The following is a 17832-nucleotide window of genomic DNA, read 5'->3' as shown; positions in this document are numbered from 1 at the left end:
GCGGCGTCCATGCGGCTCTGGCGGTGCGGCTGGGAGGTGTCGTCCAGCCAGCGCTTGACCGTCCTTGGGGAGACCCCGATTCTCCTCGCCAGTCGCTGAGGTGTCATCCGGGCTTCGGCCATAGCCGACTCTAGCCGTTCGTTCAAGACAACCCCCGTGGACACTTTGGACATTGTCACCGTAGTGAGCGACGCCCCAACTGTCCTTGGAACGTGGCCACTTGTGACTCGTCTGCCGCGCCAGCATCCGTCGACATGCGCGACGAAACGAAGGAGAGCCCGGCGATGCGTTACGGAACCGAAGACGTGGTCATGGACGTCGAACGCTGCCTCGTCGGCCAGGTCAAGGGCTGCGCCGAGGACAGGGTCGTGCTGGAACGCCCGAGCGGGGCCCGCTGGACCCAACGGATCGCATCGGTACGGACCGCGAGCCCGGAGGAGGCGGAGACGCTGGACGTCCGTGGCACGGTGCGCGCCCTCAGCCAGTGGTGCGACGGGGATGCGGGGTGAGACGGCCCGCCTGACAGCCCCGGAGCCGACCCGTGTTCACCCCTTGTGCGTCACCCACAACGCCTCCGCCGGCCACCGGTGGCCCCAGTCCGACGGCTCCGTCTCGTTGTAGCCGTTGAGGGCATCGGCGGCGGGGCGGGGTTCGATGAGGTCGTCGATGATCAGGCCCGCACTCCGGAGGACCCTGATCCAGTCGCCGTACGTGAGCTGGTAGCTGGTCGCGTCGTCGTCCTCGGCGATCGCGTGGAGGCCGAAGTAGTCCCGCTGCAGTGTCGTCGTCGCGCAGCCCGCGTCCTCGTCGTAGCAGGCCTCGAACCAGGGGCTGGCGACGTTGAAGACCAGGCGGCCGCCCGGGCGCAGGACGCGGGCGGCCTCCGGGACGGCCAGGTGCGGGGGCGCCCAGCTGAGGCCGCCGAAGTCGCAGAAGACCAGGTCGAAGGCACCGTTCGCGAAGGGGAGTTGTTCTGCCGCGCCCTGGACCAGGGGGTAAGGCTCTTGCCCCATCTCCCTTGCCGCCGCTGCGAGTTGCGCCTCCGACAGGTCCAGGCCGACCACCCGCGCCCCCTCCGCCGCCAGCGCCCTGGACCACTGGCCCGCCCCGCAGCCCAGCTCCAGGACGCGATCACCCGCAACATCGCCCAGGGCCTGCAACCGCTCGTCGGGGATCGAGTACATGCCCCACAGGCGGGGGGCCGCGCCGATCCGCGGGTCGTGCTGCCGCTGGTACGCGCCGCTGATCCGGTTCCAGAGCCGCCGGTTGGCGGGGATGCTGTCCACGCGCCGACTTCAGCACCGCGCGCCGCCCCGGTCAACGCGAATATCCGGGGCTCCGCAACTCCCCCTTCACCACCTTCCCGCTCGCGTTGCGCGGCAGCGCGGAGACGAACTCGACCGTCCTCGGCACCTTGTAGTTGGCCATCTCGCGGCGGGACCAGGCGATCAGGTCGTCCGCCGTCGTGACCGCGCCGGGCCGCCGCACCACGTACGCCTTGCCGACCTCGCCGAGGCGCGGGTCCGGGACGCCGACGACCGCGACGTCGGCCACGTCCGGGTGGAGGCCGAGGAGTTGCTCTATCTCGGCGGGGTACGCGTTGAAGCCGCCGACGATGAACATGTCCTTGATGCGGTCCGTGATCTTCAGGTTGCCCGACTCGTCGAGGACGCCGACGTCGCCAGTGCGGAGCCAGCCGTCCGGGGTGAGGGACTTCTTCGTCTCCTGCGGGTCCTCGAAGTAGCCGCTCATCACGTTGTGGCCGCGGACCAGGACCTCCCCGGGCCGGCCGGGCGGCAGCGGGTCCCCGGCCGGGTTGACCACCCGTACCTCCGTGTCCGGGATCGCGCGGCCCGACGTCTCCGCGACGACCCGCGCCGGGTCGTCCCTGCGGCACATCGTGACGATCCCGCTCGCCTCCGACAGGCCGTACGCGGTGAGGACCGTGCCGATGCGCAGTTCCTGCCGCAGTCGCTCGACCAGCTGGAGCGGCACCACCGCCGCGCCCGTCACCACCAGCCGCAGCGCGCTCAGGTCGTGCTGGTCGCGGGCCGGATGGTCGAGGAGCGACTGGTGCAGCGTGGGCGGGCCGGGGAGCACCGAGATGCGTTCCGCCGCGATGTTCGCGAGGACCGTGTCCACGTTGAACACCGGCTGCGGCACCATCGTCGCGCCCCGCATCAGGCAGGCGACGATGCCCGCCTTGTAGCCGAAGGTGTGGAAGAACGGGTTGACGATGAGGTAGCGGTCGCCCTCGCGCAGGCCCGCGAGCTCGCTCCAGATCGCGTAGCAGCGGAGCGTCTGCGCGTGCGTGATGACCGCGCCCTTGGGCCGCCCCGTCGTGCCCGACGTGAAGATGATGTCCGAGGGCGACGACGGGGCCACCGCGCCCGCACGCCGGGCGACCTCCCCGGGCGACACTTCCGCGCCGCTCGCCAGGAACTCCTTCCACGTACGGAAGTTCTCCGGGGCGTCGTCCGCCAGGACCACCACCTGCTCCAGGTGCGGCAGCGCGGGCAGCGGCCCCGTCCCGGTCCCCTCCGCGGTCGCGCGCCGCAGCGACGCCACGTACGACGTGCCGAGGAACGTGCCCGTGACGAACAGCAGCTTCGCGCGCGAGCGGGCCAGGACGTACGCGGCCTCCGTGCCCTTGAAGCGGGTGTTGAGCGGGACGAGCACGGCCCCGGCGGTGACCGCGCCGAGCGCCGACACGATCCAGTCGAGGGTGTTGGGCGCCCACACCGCGACCCGGTCGCCGGGCTGCACCCCGTTCGCCATGCAGGCCGCCGCCGCGTGCTCGACGCGCTCGCCGAGTTCCGCGTATGTGATCCGGGTGCGGCCCTCGACGACCGCCTCCCGGTCCGCGTACCGCCGTGCCGCCGTCCGGACGAGTTCCGGGACGGTGCCCCACTCCAGGTCCCCGCGCATCGCAAGCCTCCCAGTGAGTAGCGCCCCTCGCGGGGGAGCCGGTCGCCGAACCGGCCGCCACCTCGCAGCTGACTATCCGTCAGATTAGCTGTAGCCTTCCCCGCTGTCAGCACTGGCGGAGCCGTACGCAGCGCACGGAGGTGACGATGGCGTCGTCGAGTCTCAAGGACGCTACAGCGATAGTCGGGATCGGCCAGACCCCGTTCGCGAAGCAACTCCCCGAATCCGAGAAGACGTTGGCGGCACGGGCGATCGTCGCGGCCCTCGACGACGCCGGGATCGCCCCCTCGGAGGTCGACGCCTTCGCCTCGTACACGATGGAGGAGACCGACGAGGTCGAGATAGCCAAGGCGGTCGGCGCGGGCGACGTGACCTTCTTCAGCAAGGTCGGCTTCGGGGGCGGAGGCTCCTGCGCGACGATCGCCCACCTCGCGGCCGCCGTCGCCACCGGCCAGGCGAACGTCGGCGTCGCCTGGCGGTCACGGAAACGCGGCAGCGGACCGCGCCCCTGGAAGAACACCGCCGTCCAACTCCCCACCCCCGCCCAGTGGACCCGCCCCTTCGGGCTGCTCCGCCCCGCCGACGAGATCGGCATGCTGGCCCGCCGCTACATGCACGAGTACGGCGCGACCCGCGACCACCTCTTCAACGTCGCCCTCGCCTGCCGCAACCGCGCGAACCAGAACCCGGCGGCGATGATGTACGAACGGCCGCTGACCCGCGAGATGTACATGACGGCCCGCTGGATCAGCGAACCCCTCTGCCTCTTCGACAACTGCCTGGAGACGGACGGCGCCCTGGCCTGCGTCATCGTCTCCGCCGAGCGCGCCCGCGACTGCCGACACAAGCCGGTGTACGTGCACTCCGTCGCCCAGGGCCTGCCCGCCCAGCACCACGGCATGGTCAACTACTGGAACGACGACCCGCTGTCCGGCCCCGCCTGGACCGCCGCCCGACACCTGTGGAAGCAGGCCGACTTCGGCCCGCAGGACGTCGACGTCGCCCAGATCTACGACGCGTTCACCCCGCTCATCCCGCTGTCCCTGGAGGGGTACGGCTTCTGCGGGCGCGGCGAGGGCGGCGCGTTCACGGAGGGCGGCGCCCTGGAGATCGGCGGCCGGCTGCCCCTGAACACGGGCGGCGGCGGCCTCAGCGAGGCGTACGTGCACGGCTTCAACCTGATCACCGAGGGCGTGAAGCAACTCCGCGGCACGAGCACGGCCCAAGTCCCGGACGCGGCCACGTGCTTGGTGACGGCGGGAGAGGGAGTCCCGACATCGGCGGTACTGCTGCGCGCCCCATAGGGGCGCGGGGAACTGCGCGACCAGCCACGACCAACCGGCAGCCGGCAAAGGACAGAAGATGGCAGACGCGACCCGGACCAGCGACCTACTGAAACCGCACGTGGACGACGACGGCAAACCCTTCTGGGACTACGCAGCCGCAGGCGAACTCCGCATCCAGGCCTGCGCAGAGTGTGGAGAGCTCCGCTTTCCACCGCGGCCCTGCTGCCCGCACTGCCAGTCCTTCGACAGCACCTGGCGCCGCATGAGCGGCAAGGGCAGGATCTGGTCGTACGTCCTGCCGCACCCCCCGCTGCTGCCCGCGTACGCGGAGTTCGCCCCGTACAACGCGATCGTCGTGGAGCTGGCGGACGCGCCGCGGATACGGCTCGTCGGGAATCTGGTGAGCGAGGCGGGGGCGCCGCCGAACTCCGTGGACCCGGCGCGGCTCAGGATCGGGGCGCGGGTGCAGGTCGTCTTCGGCGAGGTCGGCGGCCAGGTGCTGCCGCAGTGGGTCCTGGAGCGGCCGTGACGTCGGCCGAGGGGCTGCGGGTCGAGCGGGACGAGGCGGCCGGGGTCGCCGTCGTGACCCTCGACCGGCCCGACCGGCACAACGCGATCGACCTCGCGACGGCGGCCCGACTCAGCGCTGTATGGCGGGAGTTGAGGTTCGACGACACCGTGCGCGCGGTCGTCGTGACGGGCGCCGGGGACAAGGCGTTCTGCACCGGCGTCGACCGCGCCGTGGACGTGCCGCAGCCGCCGTCGCCGTACGCGATCGACGACCCGCTGATCGCGATCGGGCCCAAGGCCAACGACCTGTGGAAGCCGGTGATCGCCGCCGTCAACGGGATGGCGTGCGGCGGCGCGTTCTATCTGCTCGGCGAGGCGGAGTTCCTGGTGGCGGACGAGCGCGCCACGTTCTTCGACCCGCACACCACGTACGGCATGGTCAGCGCGTACGAGTCCATCGCCATGGCGCAGCGGATGCCGTTCGGGGAGGTCGCGCGGATGTCGCTGCTCGGGACGGCCGAGCGGATGTCGGCGGCGCGGGCCCACCAGATCGGCCTGGTCAGCGAAGTCACCCCGGACGGCGGGGCGTTGGCGGCAGCGGTGGAGTGCGCACGGACCGTCGCCGGGTACCCGCCGGGCGCCGTGGAGGGCACCGTACGGGCGGTGTGGGCGGCGAAGGAGGCGGCGCGCACGCAGGCTCTCGCGCACGCGCCGCACCTCATCGCGCTCGGCAACCTGCCGCCGGAGCAGCAGGCGGGCCTCTTCGGAAAGCGGGCCGGGGGCTTCCGCCTCCGCTGACCCGGACTCCCGGGAGGCTCTAGAGCGAGGGGATCTTCGTGATCGAGCTGACCTCGCAGCGGCCCTGGAGCGAGGCCGCGTCGGCGCCGTAGATGGTGTCCTCTTCGGTGCCGTCGTAGGACTGGCCTGCGGCGATGTCGTCGTGGCTGATGATCGCGAGGGCGGAGCGGCCGGTCGCGGAGTCCTTGAAGTCGAGCGTGCCGCTGTAGTCGGCGGTGCCGCTCGCGTCACCGTTGGTGATGGTGTACTTCCAGGTGATCTTGGCCTCGGTCGAGCTCACGCCGTTGATCACGCAGTCGGTGATCCGGATGTCCGACTCGGCCGCGGTGGTGGGGCCGGCGGACGGGGTGCTGCCGTAGTCGCCGGTGGACGACTGGTAGTCATCGTCGTCGTAGTCGCTGGAGCCGCCCGTGCTGTAGCCGCCGGACGAGCTGGAGCTGGAGGACGAGCTGGAGCTGTCGTCGCAGCCACCGCCGCCGCTGCGCCGGGCGCCGGTCAGGGCGACCACGACCACGGCGGCCACCGCCACGGCACGTACGTGACGCATCTTCATGTCTTTGCTCCCCCGAAATTGCATACGTTGACGGCGCACTGACAGCGCGCGAAATGGGCCCGTCCCTGACAGGCGCACGTCACCCTAGCAGTGGCACTTACACAACCTTTATAGGGCTGCCCTGGACCCCAAAACGCCCCAGGGGCCGCTCCGTTACAGGGTTGTCGACGTGCCGTGCCCGGCTGTTGCGCGCGGCACTTCCGGGCCCCCGTCGCCGCGTGGCGCCGCACGCCTACCCGGCGTAGCGTCAGGACCGAGAGCCCCGTGTGTGGCTTGGAGGTCACCCGATGATGCGCACCCTGCGTAACGTGATCGGATCGATCCTCGCTCTCGCCGGAGCGACGGCCGCCGTCTGGAGCCCCTTCCGTATCTGGTACGACGGCCGTCACGGGCGGGACTACCGCCTGGGCGAGCTCTTCACGGGTACGGGCGTGACCGAGGCCCGCGCCCAGTTGCTCGGTTCGCTGTTCCTGCCGTTCGTGTTCGCCGCGCTCGTCACCCTCGTCGGGCTGCTGCTGCGGTCGCGGCTCCTGGTGGCCGTGGCGGGCCTCGTCGTCCTCGCGTTCACGGTGCTGTGGATGGTCCGCGTCGGCCAGGCCGAGGGCTCCCTGAGTGTGGACGGCGCGGGCAACGGCCTCGGCGCGGGCGCCGGGTACGCGCTGGTCGGCGGCCTGGTGCTGCTGCTCGCGGCGCTCGTCCTGCCGGGTCGGCGGGGACGCGTGCGCCGCGAACCCGAACCCGAGCCCTACGCCCGGGACGAGCAGGGGCAGAGCCCGTACGGCCCGGACTCCGCGTACGGCCCCGACGACACCCGCCCGTACGACCCGCCCGGGGACGTCCGCCCGGGCGACAGGCCCGGGGACACCCCGCCGTACGGATCCGGCCCGTACGACCAGGGGCCCGGCGGCAGGGGCTAGCCGGAGGGGTCAGCGGGAGGAGCCCGTTCCCTTGACCGCGTCCAGGGCGTACACGCAGCGGTCCTTGCTGCAGGCGTAGACGACGCCCGCCTCGGCGACCGGGGAGCCGGTGATCTCGCCGCCCGTGGCGAGCTTCCAGCGGAGCTGACCGCCGACCGCGTCCAGGGTGTAGAGGCAGTGGTCGGCCGAGCCGAAGTGGATGCGCCCGTCGGCGGCGACCGGGGAGCCGACGACCTCGCCGCCCGCCTGGAAGCGCCACTTGGGCGTGCCCGTGACCGCGTCCAGGGTGTACAGGCCGTTGCCGCTGCCCACGTGGACGTGGCCGCCGGTGACCAGGACCGGCTCGACCGACGAGCGGGCCTCGGTCGCGATCCGCCAGCGGTCCCGGCCGTCGGAGGCGTCGACCGCGTACACCGTGCCCAGGTAGTCGGCGAGGTAGACGCCGCCGCCGGTCACCGCGGGGCCGGGCGCGAAGGCCGGCGGAGAGAGGAACACGGCCGGGGCCTCGAACCGCCACGGCACGTGCCCGCCCTCGATGTCGATGGCGAGCACGCGGGTCCCGGCGGCCACGTACACGAAGCCGTCCTCGGCAGGCGTGATCCGGACCGGCACTCCGCCGCAGGACGCCGCGTCGCCGACGGGGTACGACCAGCGCTCCACGCCCGTGCGGGCCTCCAGGGCGCGCAGCCGGGCGTCCTGCCAGACGAAGACCGTGCCGTCGTGGACGACGGGGCCGGCCTCGGGCGTCTCGAAGTCGGTCTGGACGCCGGTGATCTCCCACAGCTTCTCGCCGCCCGCCGCGTCGACGGCCTGGACGCCGCCGCCCCGGGTCGCGGTGACGACGGTCCCGCGGTCGGCGCGCAGCGCGTACACCCAGGCGTCGGAGCGGCTGCGCCACAGGTCGGTGCCGTCGGCGGCGTCGAGCGCGTACACGGTGGGGCCGTCGGAGGCGTGGATGCGGCCGTCGGCGACGGCCATCGACCAGGCGACGTCCCGGGTCTTGAACTGCCGCCTGCCGGTGCCCACGTCGAGGGCGTGCACCTCGAACGACGTGACGTAGACGCGGTCGCCCGCCACGTGCGGGGTGCCCCACACGTCGTTGGACATCCGGAACCGCCAGGGCCGCCAGGGCGCGTCCGGCGCGGCCTGCGGCGGCACCTCGGGCGCGCGGGGCGTGCCGTTCGCGTGCCCGGTGCGCGCCGGGTCCTGCGGGTCGGCGGCGCCGGAACCGCCGACCCACGAACCGGCCAGGGCGGTGGCGGGCGAGGGCTGCGCGGCGACGGCGCGGGCGTCGGCGACCCGCGGGCCAGGACCGATCGGCACGGCCGCCCCGGGCAGGTGGACGGGGCCGGAGTCCGGGCGGCCCGGCGTACGGGCCGGGTTCGGGGCGGGCAGCTCCCAGTCGTCCTCCTGCGCGAAGGCCGGGCCGGGCGTGCGGGGCAGCGGCGCGGGCTCCGCGGCCGGCGGCGGCTCGACGGGCGGGGCCGCGGGCGCGCGCGAGGGCGGCGGCGGGACGGGCGGCGCCGGGGGCTGCGCGGCGGCCCGGCCCGCGCTGCGACCGGAGCCGGACGCGGCGGGCTTGGCGGCGGGCCTGCCGCCGCGGCGGCTCTCGATCAGGGCGACGGCCCGCTCCGGCAGCCAGGCCGATGCGGTGCCGGAGTCGTCGGAGCCGGAGGAGAACAGGTGCGGGGCGAGCTGGGCCTGGAGGTCGGCGGGCGAGGGCCGCATCGCGGCCTCCATGTGCATGCAGGTCTCGATCAGCGGCCGCAGCTCCTCGGGCAGCCCCTCCAGGTCGGGCCCCTCGCGCAGCAGCATGAAGACGGTCTCGACGGGGTTGGCGCCGTGGAACGGGGCGTGCCCGGTCGCGGCGAAGGCGAGGGTCGAGCCGAGCGAGAAGATGTCGCTGGCGCCGGTCACGCTGCGGGAGTCCTTGGCCTGCTCCGGCGACATGTACGCGGGCGTGCCGACGGCGACGTTGGTCATGGTCAGGCGGGTGTTGGAGACGCCGGACGCGATGCCGAAGTCGATGACGCGCGGCCCGTCCTCGACGACCAGGACGTTGGACGGCTTCAGGTCGCGGTGGACCAGGCCCGCGCCGTGGATGGACTGCAGGGCCTCGGCGACGCCCGCGGCCAGCCAGCGCACGGCCTGGGCCGGCAGCGGCCCGCACTCGTTCACTATCTCTTCGAGGCTGGGCGCCGGTACGTAGGCGGTGGCGAGCCAGGGCACGGCGGCGCGCGGGTCGGCGTCGACGACGGCGGCGGTGTAGAAGCCGGAGACGGCGCGGGCGGCCTCCACCTCGCGCGTGAAGCGGACGCGGAACAGCTGGTCCTCGGCGAGCTCCGTCCTGACCGTCTTGATCGCGACCCGTCGGCCGGAGGCCGAGCGCGCGAGATAGACGAGCCCCATGCCGCCGGCACCGAGCCGGCCAAGCACCTCGAACGGCCCGATCCGCCTCGGATCGTGCTGCGTCAGCTGCTCCACCACTTGCCTGCCACCTCCCCGTACGAGACCGCGACGTCCCGCGTCTGCGTCGCATGAGTCGCGTACGAAACAAACCGAGCGTGCAACCGCTTCCGGTCAGCGTCTCACCAAGGAGGCGCGGCGGCGGCACGCACCCCGATTCTTCCGGTACTGGGCGATGGTTGCGAACCCGGGGGCGAATCTGGATGTCTCGCCCGAACAGGGCCATATCAGGCCAAACCAGGCGCCTTTCTCTGCCCCGAAGCTGCCTGTACGTGACGGTGACCACGCGCCGCCGCGCGGGCCTAGGCGGGCGGATCCTGGAGCACGGCGAAGACGGCGCCCTGGTCGTCGGCGATCACGGCCATCCGTCCGTACGGGATGTCGAAGGGCTCGGCGCGCAGCCGCCCGCCGAGGCGCCGGGCCGTCTCGGCGACGGCGTCACAGTCCGTGACGTTGAAGTAGACGAGGAAATGGGCGGGCATCTCGGCGGGGAACTTCCCGGCGACGAGGGAGCGCCCGCCGATCGCGGTGTCCGGGCCGGGTTCGCTGCCGGCGGGCGACCAGGTGCGGAAGTCGTCCCCGGCGTCGGCGAGGTCGGTGCCGCCGTAGCCGAAGACGGTCTCGTAGAAGGGGTCGACCAGGGCCGTGTCGCGGGAGTACACCTCGGTCCAGCAGAACGAGCCGGGCTCGCCGCGCCTCCCGAAGCCGGGGTGCGTGCCGGCCTGCCAGAGCCCGAACACGGCGCCCTCGGGGTCGGCCGCGAGCGCCACCGTGCCGTACGTCCCGACGGGCGCCGGGTCCGAGACGATCCGGCCGCCCTCGGCGCGGATCCGGCGGGCGAGGGCGTACGCGTCGGGGGTCGCGAAGTAGACGTTCCACACCGTCGGCATGCGGCCGTCCAGCTTGGGGGCGAGCGCGGCGACGGCCCGGCCCTCGCTGTACGCCTGCGTGGAGCGCGGGTCGGGCGAGGTGGGGCCGGCGCCGTCCTCGAAGGTCCAGCCGAAGAGCTCACCGTAGAACCGCTTTCCGGCCGCCACGTCCGACAGCTGGGCATCCACCCAGCAGGGGACGCCCTCCGCGAAACCGGACACCGGGGTGTCTGCCATGTGCCAGCCCTTTCTCGGGAGCCTTCCCCCTCAACGTAAGACTGTGTCCAGAAGCAGGCGAGCCCACACAGAAGGGTCCTCGCGCCGCCTTCCGGGCCTTCCGCCCCATTTGCAGTCGGCCGAATCGCGCTCCGATCACCCCTCGGTAAGCTGACGGCATGACAGGACAAGTACGCACCGTCGACGGCCGCGTTGCCGGTCGACGCGGTCAGGCGACGCGTCAGAAGTTGCTCGACTGCCTCAGCGAGATGCTCAGTTCTTCGCCGTACCGGGACGTCAAGGTCATCGATGTCGCCCGTAAGGCCGGGACTTCGCCCGCGACCTTCTACCAGTACTTTCCGGACGTCGAGGGCGCGGTCCTCGAGATCGCCGAGCAAATGGCCGCCGAGGGCGCGGGGTTGACCGATGTGCTCGCCGAGCGCTCCTGGGTCGGCAAGGCCGGCTGGCAGGCGGCGCAGGAACTCGTCGACGGATTCCTGGACTTCTGGCGCAAGAACGACGCCATCCTGCGCGTGGTCGACCTGGGCGCCGCCGAGGGCGACAAGCGGTTCTACAAGATCCGCATGAAGATCCTGAACTCCGTCACCAACTCCCTTACGGACACGGTGAAGGAGCTCCAGGCGAAGGGCAAGGTCGACAAGGACGTCAGCCCCGCGGCGATGGCAGGCTCCCTGGTCGCGATGCTCGCGGCGGTCGCCTCGCACCAGAAGGGGTTCCAGAGCTGGGGCGTGAAGCAGGCCGAACTCAAGCCGAATCTGGCGCTGTTGGTGCATTTGGGGATCACTGGCAAGAAGCCCACGAAGTAACGGACAGGGGATTTCCCCCTGCCCGCCCCTGTCCTGTCACGAGGCGACGACCTGTTCTTCACGTCAACGGGTCGTCGCCTTCGGCGTACCTGCACTTCTTTCGTCTGCGGCTTTCGTCGTGGCTGATCGCGCAGTTCCCCGCGCCCCTATCGGGGCACGTCTCCCGGTCGCGCCCCGCGGCGGAGCCGCTGATGTCACAGCCCCGCGCCCCTATCGGGGCTCCAGGCGGAAGAGGCGGATCTGGCGCTCGACCCTCGCCTGGTACGTCGCGTACGGGGGCCAGAATCGCAACGCCTGCGTCCACGCCTCGGTGCGTTCCTCGCCCTCCAGGAGTCGTGCCCGTACCGGGATCTCCTCGCCCTTCCAGCTGATCGACGCCTCCGGGTGGGCAAGGAGGTTGGCCGTCCAGGCCGGGTGGCCGGCGCGGCCGAAGTTGGAGCCGATGAGGAGCCACGTGCCGGTGTCCGGCTCCGGCATGCAGGCGAGTGGCGTACGGCGTTCGAGCCCGCTCTTCGCGCCGCGCGCCGTCAGCACGACCCCGGGCAGCATCTGCGCGCTGAGCAGCACCTTTCCTCGGCTCAGCCGGTGCACGGCACGGTCAAGGGCCGGGATGATCCGCGGGGCGACCTTCGCGAAGGTGCGGGTCGACGAGAACTTCTGCACGAGCCGCGTGCCGCGCGAGGCGGGATTCACCGGGGCCATCAGACCGCCGCCCCCGCCCGTGCCGCCGTCGGAGCCGCCGCGAACAGCCCGGCCCGTTCCGCCGCCTGGGCGCGGAGCCGGGGTACGGGCCCGAAGAGCAGCTCGTCGCCCGCGGCCCGCTTGAAGTACGCCTGCGCGTCCCGCTCCCCCGCCGCCTCGCCGCGCAGCTGAACGGCCTCCGCGGCGGCGGTGCGCAGCGCTTCCAGGGCCTGCGCGAGGGCCAGCGCCCCGCCCCGTTCCCCCTGCTCGTCCGCGTCCGCCGCCCACGCCGCGCAGTACGCCGCCGAGCGGGCCGCCCGTACGACCGCGTACACGTCCGCGAGCCGGCCCTTCACCGCCTGGAGGGGCACGGTCGCGGACAGCCCGGACCGCTCGCGGCGGCGGACGTGCTCGACGGTCCGGGCGAGCGTCGCGTCCGCCGCGCCCACGGCCTCCGCGGCGAGCACCGCGGCCGCCGCGTCACCCGTCGCGGTGAGTGCGGTCGTCACGGCCCGCGCGTCGTCGGGGCCGAGCAACTCGGCCCGCGCGTCGCGGAGTTCGACCTTCGCCTGCGGCCGGGTCGCGTCGAGCGCGGACTGCCGTACGGCCGAGACCCCGGGGGCGTCGGCGCGTACGAGGAAGAGGAGCGCGCGGGAGCGGGCGAAGCCGCCGGTGTGGGCGGCGACGACGAGCAGGTCCGCGCTGTGCCCGTCAACGACCTGCTCGGCCTGCCCGTACAGCCGCCAGCCGTCGGCGTCGCGGCGGGCCTGCACGCCACCGGCGCGACCGCCGCCCGCCCAGTCGCCGGTGGCGTCCCCGGCGAGGCCGAGCGCGGTGGCGAGGGAGCTGCCTGGGACGGCGAGCGCGGCGGTGGTGCGGCCCGCGGCGAGGTCCGGCAGGTGGGCCCGCCGCTGGGCTTCGGCGCCGAGGCGGACGAGCAGCGGGGCGGCGAGCACACCGGTGCCGAGCAGCGGCAGGGGCGCGAGGGTACGGCCCAACTCCTCGCAGGCGGCGGCGAGTTCGGCGACGGTGCGGCCGGCGCCGCCGTACGCCTCGGGGACCGTGAGGCCGGGCAGGGCGAGCCGCTCGGCGAGGGCCCGCCAGAGCGCGGCGTCGTGACCGGCGGGTGTGCGGGTGGCGGGCGCACCGACGGCGTCGGGCGCGTCCGGGCCGCCGGGTCCGGAGACGTCGGCGACGAGTTCGCGCAGGGTGCGGCGGATCTCGTCCTGCTCCGCGGTGAAGGCGGCATCCATCGGCGGGCTCCTCCCCTCGGAGGCGGGTACGGTTCCGGCCCCCGATCTGACGGGCCGTCATGTTAGGTCGGCGGCGGCGAGATGCCCAGGGGTCGGAGGGGCGAGAGAGCCGGAGGAGCCGGAGGGCTCCGGGGACTTCGAGGACTCCGGGGGCTTCGAGGGCTGCGAGGGCTGCTGCGCGCCCAAGTATCTGATGTACCGTCAGATTCATGTCCTCAGCCTCCACTTCACGCAAGGTCGCCGTCGCCGGCGTCGCCCTCTCGGACTGCGGGAAGGTCGACGACGCCACCCCCTACGCCCTGCACGCCCAGGCCGCCCGCCGTGCGCTCGCCGACGCCGGGCTCGACCGCGGCGTGATCGACGGCTTCGCCTCGGCCGGGCTCGGCACGCTCGCGCCGATCGAGGTCGCCGAGTACCTGGGCCTGCGGCCGACCTGGGTCGACTCGACCTCCGTCGGCGGCTCCACCTGGGAAGTCATGGCCGCGCACGCCGCCGAGGCCATCGCCGCCGGGCACGCGCGGGCGGTGCTGCTCGTATACGGGTCGACGGCACGGGCGGACATCAAGGCGAAGCGGCGCACGTCCAACCTGTCGTTCGGGGCGCGCGGGCCGCTGCAGTTCGAGGTGCCGTACGGGCACACGCTGATCGCCAAGTACGCGATGGCCGCGCGCCGCCACATGCACCAGTACGGCACGACGATCGAGCAGTTGGCGGAGGTCGCCGTGCAGGCGCGGGCCAACGCGGCGCACAACCCGGACGCGATGTTCCGGGAGCCGGTGACCGTCGACGAGGTGCTGGCGGGGCCGATGATCGCGGACCCGTTCACGAAGCTGCACTGCTGCATCCGCAGCGACGGCGGGGCGGCGGTGCTGCTCGTCGCCGAGGACCTGCTGGCGGACTGCGCGAAGCGGCCGGTGTGGGTGCTCGGCGCGGGCGAGCACGTCTCGCACACGACGATGTCCGAGTGGGACGACTTCACGGTCTCCCCGGCGGCGGTGAGCGGCCGGCTCGCCTTCGAGCGGGCGGGCGTACGGCCGGACGAGATCGACCTCGCGGAGATCTACGACGCCTTCACGTACATGACGCTCGTGACGCTCGAAGACCTCGGCTTCTGCGCCAAGGGCGAGGGCGGCGCGTTCGTGGAGAAGGGCCGGCTGACCCGGGACGGGGAGCTGCCCGTGAACACGGACGGCGGCGGCCTCTCGGCCCAACACCCGGGCATGCGGGGCCTGTTCCTGCTGGTGGAGGCGGTACGGCAGTTGCGCGGCGAGGCGGGCGCGGGGCAGGTGCGCAAGGCGGGCGCCCGCCTTCCGGAACTCGCGGTCGCGTCGGGTACGGGGGGATGGTTCTGTTCGGCGGGGACGGTGGTGCTGGGGAGGGGGTGAGCGCGGGGCTTTCCCCGCCCGGCCCCTTTGCGGGCCTGCAGAGCTGATCGTTCGTCCGACCCGCCGCCGTGGTTGCTCGCGCAGTTCCCCGCGCCCCTGACGGGCCCGAAACGGCCCCCTACCGGCGCCCGCTCAACCTCGCCTCGATCTCCGCCAGTTGCGCCTCGAGGAGCTCTTCGAACGCCGGGTCGCGGTCCTCTCCCAGGGGGCGGAGGTCGCGGGCGAAGTGCGAGAGGGCCGGGAAGCGTTCCGGGTCGGCGCCGAGGACCGCGACGCGGAACAGCTCCATGCCCTGCTCGTGCTCTGCGGGCGTCACCGTACGGACACCCGCCTCGGCGGCGATCAGGGCCGAGATGAGCACCGCGAGCCGGTGGTAGCGGGCCGGGATCTCCGCGTCCGGCAGGCCTGACGCACGCAGGGCCTGCAGGACTTCCTCCATGACGAGCCGGGAGCCCGTACCGCTCGACGCGTACCGGCCCCACACCGCCGCGAGCTGTGGGTGCCGGCCGAACGCGTCCCGTACGCGCCGGGCCACGGCCGTGATGCGCTGCTTCCAGTCGCCCTCCGGGCGGTAGCCGTCCATCGCCGACTGGATGATCCGGTCCGCGACCGCGCGCAGCAGCTCCGTCTTGCTGCGGAAGTGGCGGTAGAGGCTGGACGAGTCGGTGCCGAGCACCCCGGCGAGCTTGCGCACGCTGAACGACTCCGCGTCGCCCGTGCGCAGCAGCTCCGCCGCCGCGTCCAGGATCTCGTCCGTCGACCAGCGCCTCCTGCCTGCCATGCGCTGCTCCTCCCGCTCCGCCGTCCTCGTCGCCGTACCCGTGCACCCTAGCTGTGCACTTGGCGTTGCACGCACCGCGTGCATAATGAGGACATCAGCGAGAGGACGGTCGTCATGAGCAACCCCATGGATCCCGCAGCGCTGCACCACGCCATCGAGAACGTCCACCGCGCCGGCGTCCCCGGCCTGTTCGCCGAGGTGTGGGACGGCGACCGGGTCTGGCGCGGCGCGGCCGGAGTCGCCGACGTCACCACCGGCCGCCCGGTCACCCCCGACCTGCGGCACCGCGTCGGCAGCGTCACCAAGACCTTCACGGCCGCGGCCGTCCTCCGGCAGGTCGAGCGCGGCCGGATCGGGCTCGACGCCCCGGCCGGGCGGTACCTGCCGGAGCTGCTCCCCGGCGAGCGCGGGCGGACGATCACCGTCCGGATGCTCCTCGACCACACGAGCGGCCTCGCCGAGTACCTCCCGTACGCCTATCCCTCCCTCAAGCCGTTCCCCGACCTCGCCCGGACCGGGCCGGAGAGCCTGGAGGAGAACCGGTACACGCGGTTCGACCGCATCGAGCTGATCGAGCTCGGCCTCGCCGCACCCCCGGCCGGAGCGCCCGGCAGCACCCCCGGCTTCTACTCCAACACCAACTACCTGCTGCTCTGCGAACTCCTGGAGGCGGTCACCGGCACATCGGCCGAGGAGTGCATCACGCGGGACGTGATCGAGCGCGCCGGGCTCCGGGACACCGAACTGCCCGCCTCGCCGCGGATCGACGGTCCGCACTCGCGGATGTACGAGTCCTGGTTCGGCATGCTCGAACCGCCGCGCGACTTCAGCGAGTTCGACATGTCGTGGGTCGGCCCGTCCGCCTCGCTGATCTCGACCGTCGGCGACCTCAACCGCTTCTACGGGCTGCTGTTCGCCGGGGAGATCGTCGCCCCGTCGACCCTGGCGGAGATGCGGCGGACCGTGCCGGTCGTCTCCCAGGAGCTGCGGACGATCCCGTACGGCCTCGGCCTGCACCCCATGGACCCGGCCCCCGACCCGTCCCGCACCGGCGACTTCTGGGGGCACGGCGGCTCGGCCTGGGGCGCCGGGACGCTGGCCATGGGCACCCTGGACGGGCGGCGGCGGATGTGCGTCGCGGTCAACCTGCAGCGGTGGAACGTGCTCGACGCGTCCGGCCGGCCGCAGCCGCACGCCGTCGACGCCGCGCTCACGGCCCTGTACCGCGCGGCGCTGTGCGGCTGACGTACGGCCGAGGGGTCCGGGGCTGCCCAACCGCCGTTCCGGAACGGTGACATGGGCTCCCCCGGCCTCCCTGCCGTCCGCCCGCGCCGGAGGGCTAGGCTCCCCTTCATCGGCCCGCAGGTGAGCAGGCCACAGAACATCCGCACGGGGGTAGCCGATGAGCTCGAACGACGACGTACGTCCGATATCCGCGCCGAACGACGGGCCCGATCCGCGCATCGAGGCGCCGGTCGCGGACAACCAGGGGTTCGACCCCAACATCGTGGCGCCGATCGCCGAAGGCGACAGCCTCGTCGACCGGCCCTCCCTCACGAACCCGGGACCGACCGTCCCCGACCCCGGGTTCACCATGCCGTCCGAGCCGCACCGCATGCCCGCGCCGGACGGGAACCTGGACATCCGCAACCCCGGGCCGACCGTCGCCGACCCCGGGTTCACGTACGGCGGGCTCGCGCCGATGACCGCCGCGGACGCGGCCGGCGGGGCGCCGCCGGTGCACGGGCTCGAACGGCCCGACCGGGGCGGGAGCCTGCCCGACCCCTCCCCGACCGCGCCCGACCCCGGCTTCGCGTACGGCGGGCTCGCGCCGATGACCGCGGCCGACGCGGGCGGCGGCGCGCAGGGCCACGCCCTGGAGACGCCGGACCACCCCGTCGACGTACGCGACCTCGACCCGGCGCCCGGCTACCGCGACGGGATGGCGCCGGGCGGCAGTTCGGCGGGCGGCGTGCAGACGATGTCCGGCGGCGGGCCGGGCGGGGCCGTGGGCTCGAACGCGTTCAGCGGCGTCGACGACCCGGGCGCGCTGAACCGCGCCGGGCAGGCCTCGACGGAGATCGGCGGCACGGTGAAGACCGCCGGCATGGTCGGCGACGACGAGCGGCTGTGGGGCGGAGTGGGCGCCCTGTCGGGCGACTTGTGGGGCGGTGAGCTCGGCGTCGCCCTCAGCTCGGCGATGGAGAGCTGGGACGCGCAGGCGACGAAGCTGCGCAAGAGCTGCGAGGCCATCGGCCAGCAGTGCACGGCCACCGCGAACAACTACACCACCACGGAGTCGGCGAACGAGTCCGAGATGAACTCCGTCCGCAACTCCCTCGCCGACTTCAACTGAACAGGA

General features: G+C 73.2%; 17 protein-coding genes and 1 pseudogene. 9 read left to right on the top strand and 9 right to left on the bottom strand.

Features of this window, described 5'->3' with window-relative positions:
- Positions 1-35: 35 nt before the first annotated feature.
- A pseudogene (locus tag ACIDOF_RS09430) lies at positions 36-173 on the bottom strand (helix-turn-helix domain-containing protein); the annotation flags it as partial.
- Between the two features lie 81 nt (positions 174-254).
- Here ACIDOF_RS09430 and ACIDOF_RS09425 point away from each other — a divergent pair.
- On the top strand, positions 255-509 hold the full coding sequence (locus ACIDOF_RS09425; protein WP_409005276.1) for a hypothetical protein: 255 nt from the start codon (positions 255-257) through the stop codon (positions 507-509).
- Positions 510-545: 36 nt separating this feature from the next.
- On the opposite strand, the gene ACIDOF_RS09420 is transcribed toward ACIDOF_RS09425, so the two are convergent.
- Complete coding sequence (locus ACIDOF_RS09420) at positions 546-1286, bottom strand: class I SAM-dependent methyltransferase (RefSeq protein ID WP_409005275.1); 741 nt, start codon at positions 1284-1286, stop codon at positions 546-548.
- Positions 1287-1317: 31 nt separating this feature from the next.
- The gene (locus tag ACIDOF_RS09415; RefSeq protein WP_409005274.1) at positions 1318-2928 is read right to left on the bottom strand and encodes a FadD3 family acyl-CoA ligase; all 1611 of its coding nucleotides are present in this window, start codon (positions 2926-2928) and stop codon (positions 1318-1320) included.
- 146 nt (positions 2929-3074) lie between these two features.
- Here ACIDOF_RS09415 and ACIDOF_RS09410 point away from each other — a divergent pair, with 146 nt between their 5' ends.
- Genes ACIDOF_RS09410 through ACIDOF_RS09400 form a run of 3 tightly spaced genes read left to right on the top strand, consistent with a single transcriptional unit; the run spans position 3075 to position 5522 of the window.
- On the top strand, positions 3075-4232 hold the full coding sequence (locus ACIDOF_RS09410) for a lipid-transfer protein (protein ID WP_409005273.1): 1158 nt from the start codon (positions 3075-3077) through the stop codon (positions 4230-4232).
- Between the two features lie 58 nt (positions 4233-4290).
- The gene (locus ACIDOF_RS09405) at positions 4291-4743 is read left to right on the top strand and encodes a Zn-ribbon domain-containing OB-fold protein (protein WP_409005272.1); all 453 of its coding nucleotides are present in this window, start codon (positions 4291-4293) and stop codon (positions 4741-4743) included.
- Positions 4740-5522 (top strand): enoyl-CoA hydratase/isomerase family protein, encoded by a 783-nt coding sequence (locus tag ACIDOF_RS09400; RefSeq protein WP_409005271.1) that lies wholly within the window; start codon positions 4740-4742, stop codon positions 5520-5522. The genes ACIDOF_RS09405 and ACIDOF_RS09400 overlap by 4 nt, the downstream gene beginning before the upstream one ends.
- Positions 5523-5541: 19 nt before the next feature.
- Here ACIDOF_RS09400 and ACIDOF_RS09395 read toward each other — a convergent pair whose 3' ends face one another.
- On the bottom strand, positions 5542-6075 hold the full coding sequence (locus tag ACIDOF_RS09395) for a hypothetical protein (RefSeq protein WP_409005270.1): 534 nt from the start codon (positions 6073-6075) through the stop codon (positions 5542-5544).
- Between the two features lie 308 nt (positions 6076-6383).
- On the opposite strand from ACIDOF_RS09395, the gene ACIDOF_RS09390 reads away from it, so the two are divergent.
- A complete protein-coding gene (locus ACIDOF_RS09390; protein WP_409005269.1) occupies positions 6384-6992 on the top strand; it encodes a hypothetical protein in 609 nt (202 codons plus the stop codon).
- 9 nt (positions 6993-7001) lie between these two features.
- Here the strand turns inward: ACIDOF_RS09390 and ACIDOF_RS09385 are convergent, their stop codons facing one another.
- Complete coding sequence (locus ACIDOF_RS09385) at positions 7002-9479, bottom strand: PQQ-binding-like beta-propeller repeat protein (RefSeq protein WP_409005268.1); 2478 nt, start codon at positions 9477-9479, stop codon at positions 7002-7004.
- Between the two features lie 281 nt (positions 9480-9760).
- On the bottom strand, positions 9761-10549 hold the full coding sequence (locus ACIDOF_RS09380; protein ID WP_409005362.1) for a VOC family protein: 789 nt from the start codon (positions 10547-10549) through the stop codon (positions 9761-9763).
- Between the two features lie 173 nt (positions 10550-10722).
- On the opposite strand from ACIDOF_RS09380, the gene ACIDOF_RS09375 reads away from it, so the two are divergent.
- On the top strand, positions 10723-11370 hold the full coding sequence (locus ACIDOF_RS09375; protein ID WP_409005267.1) for a TetR family transcriptional regulator: 648 nt from the start codon (positions 10723-10725) through the stop codon (positions 11368-11370).
- A 210-nt stretch (positions 11371-11580) separates the two neighbouring features.
- On the opposite strand, the gene ACIDOF_RS09370 is transcribed toward ACIDOF_RS09375, so the two are convergent.
- Positions 11581-12072: a nitroreductase family deazaflavin-dependent oxidoreductase gene (locus ACIDOF_RS09370; RefSeq protein WP_409005266.1), complete on the bottom strand. Its 492-nt coding sequence runs from the start codon at positions 12070-12072 to the stop codon at positions 11581-11583.
- Positions 12072-13304 (bottom strand): acyl-CoA dehydrogenase family protein, encoded by a 1233-nt coding sequence (locus ACIDOF_RS09365; protein ID WP_409005265.1) that lies wholly within the window; start codon positions 13302-13304, stop codon positions 12072-12074. The genes ACIDOF_RS09370 and ACIDOF_RS09365 overlap by 1 nt, the downstream gene beginning before the upstream one ends.
- 209 nt (positions 13305-13513) lie before the next feature.
- On the opposite strand from ACIDOF_RS09365, the gene ACIDOF_RS09360 reads away from it, so the two are divergent.
- Positions 13514-14689 carry a thiolase C-terminal domain-containing protein gene (locus tag ACIDOF_RS09360; RefSeq protein ID WP_409005264.1) on the top strand — a complete coding sequence of 392 codons (1176 nt, stop codon included), beginning with the start codon at positions 13514-13516 and terminating at the stop codon, positions 14687-14689.
- A gap of 118 nt (positions 14690-14807) precedes the next feature.
- Here the strand turns inward: ACIDOF_RS09360 and ACIDOF_RS09355 are convergent, their stop codons facing one another.
- Positions 14808-15470, bottom strand: coding sequence for a TetR/AcrR family transcriptional regulator (locus tag ACIDOF_RS09355; RefSeq protein WP_409005263.1), 663 nt, complete (start codon positions 15468-15470; stop codon positions 14808-14810).
- 114 nt (positions 15471-15584) lie between these two features.
- Between ACIDOF_RS09355 and ACIDOF_RS09350 the strand changes: the two genes are divergently transcribed.
- A complete protein-coding gene (locus ACIDOF_RS09350) occupies positions 15585-16715 on the top strand; it encodes a serine hydrolase domain-containing protein (protein WP_409005262.1) in 1131 nt (376 codons plus the stop codon).
- A 157-nt stretch (positions 16716-16872) separates the two neighbouring features.
- Entirely contained in the window at positions 16873-17826 is a 954-nt protein-coding gene (locus ACIDOF_RS09345; protein ID WP_409005261.1) for a WXG100 family type VII secretion target, read from the top strand.
- The last annotated feature ends 6 nt before the right edge of the window (positions 17827-17832 follow it).

The sequence above is a fragment of the Streptomyces sp. Da 82-17 genome (assembly GCF_046098215.1).
Taxonomy (GTDB): Bacteria; Actinomycetota; Actinomycetes; order Streptomycetales; family Streptomycetaceae; genus Streptomyces.
Note: the sequence above shows the minus strand (reverse complement) of the source record. Positions and strands in the feature narration are given on the sequence as shown.

Bases quoted from the DNA above. Each gene is read 5' to 3' on its own strand.
- ACIDOF_RS09350 (WP_409005262.1), top strand. From the start codon at position 15,585: ATGAGCAACCCCATGGATCCCGCAGCGCTGCACCACGCCATCGAGAAC.
- ACIDOF_RS09405 (WP_409005272.1), top strand. From the start codon at position 4,291: ATGGCAGACGCGACCCGGACCAGCGACCTACTGAAACCGCACGTGGAC.
- ACIDOF_RS09365 (WP_409005265.1), bottom strand. From the start codon at position 13,304: ATGGATGCCGCCTTCACCGCGGAGCAGGACGAGATCCGCCGCACCCTG.
- ACIDOF_RS09360 (WP_409005264.1), top strand. From the start codon at position 13,514: ATGTCCTCAGCCTCCACTTCACGCAAGGTCGCCGTCGCCGGCGTCGCC.
- ACIDOF_RS09395 (WP_409005270.1), bottom strand. From the start codon at position 6,075: ATGAAGATGCGTCACGTACGTGCCGTGGCGGTGGCCGCCGTGGTCGTG.
- ACIDOF_RS09370 (WP_409005266.1), bottom strand. From the start codon at position 12,072: ATGGCCCCGGTGAATCCCGCCTCGCGCGGCACGCGGCTCGTGCAGAAG.
- ACIDOF_RS09375 (WP_409005267.1), top strand. From the start codon at position 10,723: ATGACAGGACAAGTACGCACCGTCGACGGCCGCGTTGCCGGTCGACGC.
- ACIDOF_RS09415 (WP_409005274.1), bottom strand. From the start codon at position 2,928: ATGCGCGGGGACCTGGAGTGGGGCACCGTCCCGGAACTCGTCCGGACG.
- ACIDOF_RS09345 (WP_409005261.1), top strand. From the start codon at position 16,873: ATGAGCTCGAACGACGACGTACGTCCGATATCCGCGCCGAACGACGGG.
- ACIDOF_RS09410 (WP_409005273.1), top strand. From the start codon at position 3,075: ATGGCGTCGTCGAGTCTCAAGGACGCTACAGCGATAGTCGGGATCGGC.
- ACIDOF_RS09355 (WP_409005263.1), bottom strand. From the start codon at position 15,470: ATGGCAGGCAGGAGGCGCTGGTCGACGGACGAGATCCTGGACGCGGCG.
- ACIDOF_RS09425 (WP_409005276.1), top strand. From the start codon at position 255: ATGCGCGACGAAACGAAGGAGAGCCCGGCGATGCGTTACGGAACCGAA.